The organism is Chloroflexus sp. MS-G (assembly GCF_000735195.1).
GTDB lineage: Bacteria > Chloroflexota > Chloroflexia > Chloroflexales > Chloroflexaceae > Chloroflexus.
Genome location: NZ_JPIM01000137.1, coordinates 1 through 10584 on the forward strand (window position 1 = coordinate 1; position 10584 = coordinate 10584).

Consider the following 10584-nt stretch of genomic DNA (forward strand, 5'->3'; position numbering starts at 1 on the left):
CTAGACAATTCCAGTCGGTATCAGATGCCAGTAGGCCCGATTGAGCAACGCCTTTTCGTAGTGATAATAGGCGCTCGGCTTTGGTGGATGGGGTGGATGCGTGTAATCGAAGACCAGTTGGGTGGCCTGACCATAACCGGTCTCGAGAAAGCACATCACCTGACCCTGATACCGTTCATCACTCGGTTTGCCTTTGATTTCACCGGCAATCCGGTGGGCGATCACTTTAGCCTCGAAATGCGCAGCGGCGCCACTCTTACTCACCGGCAGATCGGTCGCATCACCTACTCCGTAGATGTACGGAAACTGTTTGTGTTGCAGTGTTTCTCGATCGGTGGGTAGCCAACCCTGCGCATCACCCAACCCCGACTCACTGATGATCGTTGCTCCCCGATGTGGTGGTACCAATACCAACAGATCGTAGGGTAAGGTCGTTCCTTCAAGCGATGAAATAGTGCGGTTGACGGGATCAATCTGCTCGGTGTTGAAGAAGAGTTCGTACTGAATACCTCGCTCTTCCATCAGCGGCGTCACGAATTGAGATACGCTTTCGATAGTGAAGACGCGACCAATCGGCGAAAGATACGTAATCTCGGTTTTCTCACGCAAACCACGCTTACGTAGTTCATCCTCGAGCAGAAACGTGAACTCCAGCGGCGCCGGTGGGCACTTGTAGGGAATATCCGCCACACCAATGACGATCCGACCACCGCTAAATTCACGCAACGCTGCGTGCAGCCGCAGCGCAGCTTCCGCGCTGTAGAAATGGTGTGCACCCTCGCTGTAACCGGGCACCGCAGACGGCTCAAGTCGTGCGCCGGTCGCAATCACGAGATAGTCAAACGGCACTTGTGCCCCGTCGGCCATTTCCACATAACGCTCGTGTGGATCGATCCGTACTGCATCGCCAACAATCAAATCTACCGCACGACGCAACAACGAACGCTCACTGCGCTCCCAACGTTCGGGTGGCGGGCCACCGAACGGCACGTAGAGCCAGCCGGGTTGGTAGATATGTTTGCCGGTGCGATCAATCAATGTAATCTGGGCCTGTTTGCGCGTCAATTGACTGGCCAGTAGGTTAGCAACCAGTGTACCACCTACACCGCCACCCAAAATCACAATCTGTTTGACTATCATAGTCGTTACCTTCTCGGTATCGGCTACGAGGCCGATAGCCACCTTGCACCACACCTCACCGGTGGGCGCACACTCAATCTAATCCTGATAAACACTTATCAACGCATTTTGCGCACGACAAAGCGGGTAAATCCTTGTTCGAGGAAGGCACCGATAAACTCGTGTCCTGCCTTTTGTACCCAGATCGGAATGTCTTTCGCCGAGCCAGGATCACTCGACAATACAGCGACAACCGAGCCAACCGGCACACTCTTGATACCTCTAATCAGTTCCATCATCGGCCCAGGGCAATGGCTGCCACGAGCATCAATCTCTTTGTCAATTGCTACGTTTGGGCTGGTCATACATGCCTCCTCCGGTCAACGCTGACCGCATATATTCCTTGTGACAACTATAGCATTACGATTCGTCTTCAAACAGAAAGAAGTCACAACATATTCGGTACAGGTGGCAACTATTGACTTAGCGACAACATCCACAACACACGGCAACGAACCATCATTGACCAGAATGCCGCAGTATAATGGAACAACAACACATCGTCACGACCTGTTCGGTGATAACAATGAGTCCACTGCACAAACTCACCACGGAGCACACAGAGTACACAGAGCATGTAAGTAATTTTTGGCCATTGGACGCATGGAAGAAAAAGTTTCACAACCCTCTTTTCAATGAAAGATAAAATTATCTTTAGTCTCTGCGATCGCCATGGCCTCTGTGGTGGAAAGTTCACCTTTTTGCAGTGGAGTCAACAATGCAAACCGTCCTGACCGCACACTATCTTGATCCAACTGACCGCAACTGGAACGCAACGATTGATACGCTGTGGCAACAGGCAGGTGCTGCGCAGAATCCAGCCTTTATTCCGCCCCATTTTGTCAAGAGCACGTTTCCGCGCATGGGCGGATTGGTGGTAGCCTTCTACACAGGTGAACGCCTTAGCGGGATCGGTCTTCTCTTTCCGCGGGCGATCATCAACAACAATCGCCACTACACCCTTCGCCTCCACGAGATACACGAGCGGCTCGCCGATGCAGCCGTTCAAGCGGCACTTGCTAAAACACCGGCCATTATCTACCGTCCAACCGACGGTACAACCTTTACTCCTACTGCCCCGCGTCCTGCCGGTGTCTGGATTGGGCCGCCGCAAGCCGGTGATCTGGACGCCATCACTACCCTCTACCGTAAGGTATGGGGCAGTCAACCCTATCCGCCTGACCTGTTTAGCCGCGAATTCGGTCCTGGCACTGCCCTTGTCGGTACTGTTGACGGTCAATTGGCTGGGTTCCTGCTCGGTTTCCTACGTTTCGGCTGCTCACCCACGGCGAAGAACGAACTGGCAATTGAGTCGCAAGTGCTAGCCGTTGACCCGGCTTACCGGCAGCACGGTCTCGCTACTCGTTTGAAACAGGAACAGGCGCGTCTGGCGCTGGCTAGCGGTTTACACTGCATCCACTGGACGGTCGATCCGCTACAACTGCCGAATGCCATACTCAATTTCAATCACCTGCATGCTGTTGCTGGTGAATTTGTGCGCGGCTACTATCTGGTACGCAACGAGCAGAACCTGGTCACTGCCTCACGATTTGGCGTAACCTGGTTACCGGTTACTTCGCACGGTCGGCAGGGCTTATCTGACAAACGCCAACGGTTTCAGCTCAGTAATCTGCCGAATGTTGCCATCTTGAATGAGGGCCTCCGCTTGCGCTCCGTTTTCGCCGACCCACTATTTATTGCTATCGAAATACCCTCCGATTGGACTGCGCTCCAACATCGTGATCTGAATCACGCGATGGCCTGGCGTAGCACAACCGATGAACTGTTTGCGACGTGGATTGGTTGGGACAGATACGTGATCTACGCGGTAGCCGGTGATGCTGGCGGTCATCACTATCTCGTTGGCAGGCCAGCCGGTGCCTGGATATGGCAACAGGAGGGGTAGCTTCCCAATCCACCCTCGCAGGGTTCGTCTCGCGAATGATGGCAGACATGGCCCAGAAACCCACACACCGGGGGTAAGCCGTGTGCATCGGGGATAGTCGTGCGGGGATGAACGAATAGAATGAGCAAAATCGGAAAGCCGAGTTTCTGATCTGGTGCTCAAGTTGCGAGTTGATATCCCTCATTCTCAGGCGAGAAAGCATTACCATACGGCATAACAACAATCGAACACTGGTTACAAAATCTCTACCATCGGTTTGAGAAGTTTGATGTATACTACCTGTGATGATTGTGCATTTTGGTGCAAATACGGTACATCGTACCGTCATCCTGTGGATACTGGCCTTCCTGATTGGGCCATGGCCGGCACTCTCGTGCATCATTCACTGCTTCCACCTGCCGCGTGTCCACGCGGCGGGGATTGAGCATTTTCTATGCAATGTGCCCCATCCTTCTACCCAACACGAGACCAACACTCCACCAGTACGGTACGATTTGCTGCCATTTGCCCTCATCACAGTCATTGGGATGTACATTGTCATTCGGCGGATGACAACACGCATAACCATTCCCCTTTCATCATTCATCGTCCCGCCCGATCCCCCACCACCTCGCAAGACGTGCTTCTGGGTGGCAGGTTAAGGAAGCACCGTATCTGTAGTTTATATGTGTAAGACGATGTACTCTCTTGCGAGGTGATACTATGCGACGCTTTTTTACGCTGTTGGGAGTAACTCTCTTAATGGTACTACTGGTTGGGTGTGGTGCGAACCAGAGCACAGGTCAGAGCGCAACTGCTGGCATTACAGTCCGTGACCCCTGGGTACGTGCAGCGATGATGAATATGGCAGGCGATCAATCCGGTGCTATGGGCAACATGCAGGGCAACATGGGCCAGGCAACACCAATGGCCGGTATGGAAGGTGGTCATGGTCATGGTCATGGTCACGGCCATGAGTATGGCAGTCAAGCCGTAAGCGCCGCGTACATGGTGCTGGTCAATAATAGTGCCAATGCCGACGCGATTGTCAAAGCCGAGAGCGATGTAGCCAAGACAGTCGAGCTGCATAACGTGATAATGGAAAACAATGTGATGCAAATGCGGCAGGTTGAAGCCATTGAAGTCCCAGCAAACGGCCAGGTTGAACTGAAGCCCGGCGGATTCCATGTAATGCTTATCGGTCTGACCCGCGATCTCAAGGAAGGTGAAGAGGTGGTGATCAAGCTCACAACCCGCAGCGGTAAGACGATTGAGGTCAAGGCACCTGTGCGTAAGCCGTAGAATCCTTCCAGAGTCGATATCGATAAGGAGGGGACAGCATGAAATCTGTCCCCTCCGCTATCCAACAGCAGCAAATGCTCAACAGACGTGCGCCGTCACTGCATCCATCACAGTAGAGCTGATAATACGGTAAGCAGCAAACAGGTTCCGCTTGTTCTGATTGCAGGTACTCTTATGAAACGCATCTTTTTATCAATCCTTGCCATACTCAGCGCACTCCTTCTCAGTAGCTGCGGTGCCTATGAATTTCGTGGTACGGTGCTTGAACCACCTAATCCGGCGCCAGAATTACCCCTTACCGATCAATTTGGTAATGAGTTCCGTCTCAGTAACTATCGCGGTAAGATTGTGCTGCTCTTTTTTGGGTTTACGCATTGCCCGGATATTTGCCCTACTGCGCTTGGTGATTTGAAACGCGTGATGGAGAAGCTTGGGAACGACGCCGAAAAAGTCCAGGTTGTCCTCGTATCAGTTGATCCTGAACGTGATACGCCTGATCTGATGCAACGCTATCTGGCAGCATTTCACCCGACGTTTCTGGGGCTGAACGGTGATCGGGCGGTGCTCGAAAAAGCTTATAAAGACTACGGGGTTACCGCGATTCGTCGTGACTTACCGAACTCAGGCTTAGGCTACACCATTGATCATTCCGGTTATATTTACGCTATCGATCAGGCTGGAAACTGGCGCCTGCTCTGGGCCCATGGCACTCCGGTTGATGATATTGTCAGCGACGTCCAGGCCCTGCTGCGCAATCCGCCTCGCTCGTAACCAGAGCCTGCAACAGGATATGTCCTATGGCGTCGAATACCATCCTTAGTACGCGAGTGCGGGTCATTATCTTACTGGCAACTATCGCCATGATTGGCGCGGGCGGTTTCTTTCTCTGGCAAACGACAACTGACCGTCAGCGCCAGTTGATCTTCGAGATACCGCCCGGCACTGCTGCCCGTATTGCTGCTGGTGAAGTGGTGAACATTTTCCCGTCTACAATTGTGATCGATCTGCGTCAGAAAGATACGCTGGTTATTCAGAACAATGATAGTGAAGAGGTTACAATCGGTCCGTTCAAAATCGTTCCCGGTCAACGTCTCGTGCAACGTTACTGGAGTCCCGGCGTTTACGAGCTGATCTGTTCGGTGCATCCAGGTGAGCAGTTGCGAATCGTGGTGCAGTGAACGGTTATCTCACCTATGAGAAACTTACGCTACAATAGAAAGAAGAAGCAGTGTTCTCCATAGGAATGGTATGTTGCTTTCGTACTGGCATGCCACGCTCAACCAACCACCACTGACCGGGATCGACCTGCCGCCAACTGCCGGGATCGTTGTGGTCGGCGCCGGTGTCGTTGGTGCTGCTACTGCACTTTGGCTGGCACGTGCTGGCCTTAAGCCGCTAATCATTGATCGTTACGGACCAGCAGCCGGCGCGAGTGGGAACAATGGCGGTATTCTGGCCGCCGGTCTGGCCGAGAACTATCTGGCGGCTACTGCCCGCTACGGTGCAGCCACGGCCCGCGACCTCTACGCACTTAGCCTGGCCGGTCAGCGTCTGATGGTTGAGCTGATCCAGCAAGAGCAGATCGAATGCGATCTCCGTTTGCACGGTAATCTTAATCTTGCAATCGGTGAAGCGCAATTGACCCTCGCCGGTGCGACTGTCGCCGCACTCCAGGCTGACGGATTTCCGGCGCAGTTGCTTGATCGGGATGCTGCGCAAGAGTTGGTTTCTATCCCTCTCGGCGCCGCTGTGAGTGGCGCCCGCTTCAATCCTGCTGCCGGTACGGTACATTCGGGTCGCTTAGTATACGGTTTGATCGCCGCTGCCCAACGCTATGGCGCTCAGTGCAGTTGGGGTGTCACACTTCAACGCATCGTCGTCACCAATAATAGTCTACTCCTTGAAACCGACCGTCGCTCGATTGAGGTGGCTGCCGCTGTCGTTGCCGTCAATGCCTGGAGTGGTGACGTACTGCCAGAACTGGCCCGGCAGATCCAGATGGTGCGTGGACAGATGCTCTGCACGGTGCCGGTTGCGCCATTTATTGCGTGTGGCTTCGGCGCCAGTCTAACCTCAACTGGCGAATACGGGCAACAAGTTCCCACTAGTCAGGTTCTGTTCGGTGGTTGTCGTGCTATTGCGCCGAATAACGATGTTGGTGTTCCAGCCGGTGAAGTTAGCCCTGAAGTACAGGGTGCACTCGAGACAGGTCTTGGTCGCCTGTTCCCAACGCTCGCCGGCATTACCATTGAACGTCGCTGGTCAGGCGCAATGGCCTTTACCTCCGACTATTTGCCAATTGTCTACCATCCTTATTCTGGCCTGTTCGCAGTCGGCGGTTTTTCTGGTCACGGCATGCCATTTGCTGCCATCATTGGCCGTTATCTCGCCGAGGCTGTGCAGACCGGTATCTTCCCTAACGCACTGACCCCGCTGCGTATTGATCGCCCGACGTTGCAGACGTAAAGGAGCCGCTCTGCCTACCCTGCTACTCTCATCGCCAGGGCAATCGCCCCCAGCACACCGGCGCGTGACCCTAACGCTGGCGGTACGATCAACTGTTCGGGGTGAACGAGAATGTGGGGATGCTGCAAGTAACCGTTTAACCACCGCTGCGTTGCTGCCCGCACACGTGGAAACATGTGTGGCTGACTCATAACACCGCCGCCAACAATGATGCGTTGCGGCGAAAGAATACAGAGCAACGTCGCCATTGCCTGACCAAGATAATCAGCCTCGAGCTCCCAGGCTGGATGATCGGCAGGCAATTGTTCAGCCGGCGCATGCCAGCGCGCTTTGATTGCCGGGCCACACGCCAAACCCTCTAGACAATCACTGTGATAGGGGCAAATACCGGTAAACGGATCACGTTCTGGATCACGTACCAGACGAATATGACCCATTTCAGGATGGATCAATCCGTGCACCAATCTACCGCCAACTAGCGCCCCACCGCCAATTCCTGTACCAACCGTGATATACACAGCAACGTCGCAGTCACGCGCTGCTCCCCACTGTTGTTCACCGAGCAGGGCCACATTGACATCAGTATCAAAGCCAATGGGTCGCCCTAATGCCCGCTGGAGTGTACCAACCACATCCGTATTTGCCCATCCCGGCTTCGGTGTAGTAGTGATATACCCATACGATGATGAGAGCGGATTGAGATCAACCGGCCCAAATGACCCGACCCCAATTGCAGCCAATTGTTCAGAATCATGTGCACGGAAAAATTCGACAGCGCAGCTTAGCGTCTCGGCAGGCGTTGTAGTTGGAAAACGAGTTTTAGCCCGAATATCATCTGGCCCCGTCCCAATAGCACAAACCCATTTCGTGCCACCAGCTTCAATGCCACCGTAGAGGGGAGTATGTGTCATACGAACCTCGCACCCCGATTAACATGGGGTCAAACAAAAAAGAGTTTACCGCAAAGAGGATATTTCACGACGGAGAGGTCAGCCTCTAAAATCCTCTCCGCAGAGTGCGCTGTGTTCAAGCCGCCTCCCTTTCCAATGAAAAACTCAATGGCAAAAGAAACTAATATCTTGTCTCATAAACACCTTACATGTCGAGAAACTGATCGCGAGCCAGAACATCTTCCTCGCTTTCACGGCGCTGAAGCAGGCACACCTTTCCATCACCGACCAACACTAGTGCCGGACGAGGCACGAGGTTGTAATTGCTGGCCATACTCAGTGTGTACGCACCGGCTGTTGCTACCGCGAGCACATCACCCGGCTCCGCCAACGGCAACTCAATCTCGCGTAACAGCACATCACCCGACTCACAGTAACGTCCACCCACATCAAGCTTCGTGGATGCCGATACATTGGCCCGATTCGCCAACATTGCACTGTAACGAGCACCGTAAAGCGCGGGTCGAATGTTATCGGCCATCCCGCCATCGATATGCAGCCATCGTTCGCCCTTCCGCCCGATCACCCGATACAATGCTACCCCGGCACGGGCAACAATTGAACGTCCTGGCTCAACGGTCAGACGTGGCAACGGAAGAGCATGTTGTGCACAGGCCCGACACATAGCCGCACTCACAACGTGTGCGTAGTGTTCAATATCGGTTGCTGGCTGATCGGCGGTGTAAGGTACCCCCAGCCCGCCTCCCGGACTAAGTTCTTCTGGAATGACCCCAAGGCGATCACGTGACCGGGCCGCCAGTGCTACCAGGACCTCAACCGTTGCCGTGACCTGATCGAGCGCAAAGAGTTGTGATCCGATATGGGCGTGGAAGCCTAACCAGCGTAAGCCGGGGGCGGTTAGTGTCTGCGCAACAGCTTGATCAAGGCTGTCGAGCGGTAAGCCAAACTTAGCGGTAGCGCTCCCTGTTGCGATATGCGCATGAGTATCGGCTTCGATGGCCGGGGCTACCCGCAGCAGTACCCCCTGTGGCAAAGCGAGATGGGCCGTTAAAGCACGTAAACGCGCCAGCTCATCAAGGTTATCAACCACAATTGCCCCGACTCGCCAGGCAATGGCCCGCTCTAATTCGAGATCACTCTTTGCATTGCCGTGCAGGTGAACATGCTCCAGTGGCATGCCGGCTCGTTTGGCCACCAGTAATTCGGTTGCCGACACTACATCCAGCCCCAGCCCTTCCTGGGCCACTATTTGAGCCAGCGCCGTATTCAGTAATGCCTTTCCAGCATAATGTACCCTTGTCGGGCCGGGATACGCAGCCGCGAATGCAGTACGGTATCTCCGCATTGCACCACGCAATGTTGCCTCATCGAGGAGATACAGTGGCGTACCAAAACGCTCGGCTAACGCAACCGTGTCGCATCCGCCAATGAACAGGCGGCCCGCAATAATAGCTGCCGTCTCCGGCCAGACATGAGGGGCGAATGTCATGCATTTGTTCCTACCAGACCGAGGCGCGGTGCAGCCGCACGCAGAGCGGTAATCACTTCACCGATCAGGGCATCAAGCTCCATACCGATTACTTCGGCTCCATGGATGATCCCTTCGCGACTAACCTTTGCAGCGAAGGCTTTGTCTTTCATCTTTTTGCGCACCGAGGGAACTTCAACGCTGTAGATACTTTTATCGGGGCGAACCAACGCTACTGCGGTAACAAAACCACTCAGTTCGTCAACGGCGTAAAGTGTTCGTTCGAGCGGTGTCTCTGGTACTATTCCACTGTAATCAGCATGGCTGAGGATAGCCCGCAGTACTTCTGGTGACCAGCCCGTCGACCGCAAGTAGGCAACACCGTAGAAGGGATGCCCTGGCAATTCGGCTGGGAGTTCATCACCACGCAACAATGCCTCAGAGATAGCCGTTGTCGCTGGCCCGGCAACCGGCATATGCGGATAGCGCTCGAAGTCGAGATCGTGCAGTAATCCCACTGCGGTCCACAGATCGACATCAGCACCTTGCTTTTCGGCAAAGTGCGTCATACAGGCGGCAACCGCTTCACAATGCTTACGTAGACTATCTGAAGCAATCCATTCGTGCATAATCTGACGAGCTTTATCGGTGAGCATCACGGCTCCTTTGTCATTGTCGATTCAGGGAATGGCTACATATCGCTTTTTATCATACCACGTTTGCAATCGCTTCGGGCGGCATGTTGTACGTTTTACATGTACTCGCTTGGGTATAAGCTTGAACGGGTGCGAACCCCACCCACGTTGACATAGGGCTTTACGACACCTGGGTGCGTGGCGAGAATCTATTGGTTGGCGCATCAGCACACCATCACGTCTACAAGCGAAGGATAAGGAGCTAGAGCCAGCGCCATCGCTGCGGTGAGGTTTAGCCTTTCAGAAACTCGTGGTTTTGCTCAGCAGGGGCGCCGGCTGAAGTGGCGAGCAACGAAGCGTCGTATCAAATACCTGGGCTTGTGCTGAGACACGATCATGGATCGACGCGATGGAACCGGGTGAAACCGGGTTCAGCGCCGGTGCTGCGGTGCACGCCTGGCGGCCCTCACCTTCCCCCCTAGCCCCCTTCCTCTCCCGCGCTGCGGGAGAGGAAGGGGGAGGATGGAGGCAAAAGAACGGCGGCCCCCCTCACGCAATAGGCGCTGCGGGAGATGACGGGGGAGCGGAGAGGCGGGAGTGAAAGAACGGTGGCCCTCCTCACGCGATAGGTGCTGCGGGAGAGGAAGGGGGAGGCGAGAGGCGGGAGCGAAAGAACGGTGGCCCCCCTCACGCAATAGGCGCTGCGGGAGAGGACAGGGGAGCGGAGAGGCGGGAGTG

The 10584-nt window shown here is 54.5% G+C and carries 11 protein-coding genes; 6 read left to right on the forward strand and 5 right to left on the reverse strand.

The features are described 5' to 3' along the window. Window positions 1-1140: an NAD(P)/FAD-dependent oxidoreductase gene (locus JE47_RS0117760; RefSeq protein ID WP_031461039.1), complete on the reverse strand. Its 1140-nt coding sequence runs from the start codon at window positions 1138-1140 to the stop codon at window positions 1-3. Between the two features lie 98 nt (window positions 1141-1238). Further along, entirely contained in the window at window positions 1239-1484 is a 246-nt protein-coding gene (locus JE47_RS0117765; RefSeq protein ID WP_031461040.1) for a sulfurtransferase TusA family protein, read from the reverse strand. A 413-nt stretch (window positions 1485-1897) separates the two neighbouring features. On the opposite strand from JE47_RS0117765, the gene JE47_RS0117770 reads away from it, so the two are divergent. The 6 genes from JE47_RS0117770 to JE47_RS0117795 all read left to right on the forward strand — a co-directional run bounded on the left by JE47_RS0117770 (window position 1898) and on the right by JE47_RS0117795 (window position 6832). Then, window positions 1898-3085 carry a GNAT family N-acetyltransferase gene (locus tag JE47_RS0117770; RefSeq protein ID WP_031461041.1) on the forward strand — a complete coding sequence of 396 codons (1188 nt, stop codon included), beginning with the start codon at window positions 1898-1900 and terminating at the stop codon, window positions 3083-3085. A gap of 284 nt (window positions 3086-3369) precedes the next feature. After that, window positions 3370-3726 (forward strand): hypothetical protein, encoded by a 357-nt coding sequence (locus JE47_RS0117775; protein ID WP_031461042.1) that lies wholly within the window; start codon window positions 3370-3372, stop codon window positions 3724-3726. A gap of 61 nt (window positions 3727-3787) precedes the next feature. Further along, window positions 3788-4366: a copper chaperone PCu(A)C gene (locus JE47_RS0117780; protein WP_031461043.1), complete on the forward strand. Its 579-nt coding sequence runs from the start codon at window positions 3788-3790 to the stop codon at window positions 4364-4366. A gap of 174 nt (window positions 4367-4540) precedes the next feature. Continuing rightward, a complete protein-coding gene (locus JE47_RS0117785; protein WP_031461044.1) occupies window positions 4541-5137 on the forward strand; it encodes an SCO family protein in 597 nt (198 codons plus the stop codon). A 26-nt stretch (window positions 5138-5163) separates the two neighbouring features. Continuing rightward, window positions 5164-5544: a cupredoxin domain-containing protein gene (locus JE47_RS0117790; protein WP_031461045.1), complete on the forward strand. Its 381-nt coding sequence runs from the start codon at window positions 5164-5166 to the stop codon at window positions 5542-5544. A 70-nt stretch (window positions 5545-5614) separates the two neighbouring features. Next, complete coding sequence (locus JE47_RS0117795; protein WP_031461046.1) at window positions 5615-6832, forward strand: NAD(P)/FAD-dependent oxidoreductase; 1218 nt, start codon at window positions 5615-5617, stop codon at window positions 6830-6832. A gap of 14 nt (window positions 6833-6846) precedes the next feature. On the opposite strand, the gene JE47_RS0117800 is transcribed toward JE47_RS0117795, so the two are convergent. The 3 genes from JE47_RS0117800 to JE47_RS0117810 form a co-directional block, all read right to left on the reverse strand. After that, window positions 6847-7743: an ROK family protein gene (locus JE47_RS0117800; RefSeq protein ID WP_031461047.1), complete on the reverse strand. Its 897-nt coding sequence runs from the start codon at window positions 7741-7743 to the stop codon at window positions 6847-6849. Window positions 7744-7927: 184 nt separating this feature from the next. After that, window positions 7928-9232 carry a diaminopimelate decarboxylase gene (lysA, locus tag JE47_RS0117805; protein ID WP_031461048.1) on the reverse strand — a complete coding sequence of 435 codons (1305 nt, stop codon included), beginning with the start codon at window positions 9230-9232 and terminating at the stop codon, window positions 7928-7930. Beyond that, on the reverse strand, window positions 9229-9867 hold the full coding sequence (locus JE47_RS0117810) for an HDIG domain-containing metalloprotein (RefSeq protein ID WP_031461049.1): 639 nt from the start codon (window positions 9865-9867) through the stop codon (window positions 9229-9231). Before JE47_RS0117810 ends, lysA begins: the two co-directional genes overlap by 4 nt. Between the last annotated feature and the right edge of the window lie 717 nt (window positions 9868-10584).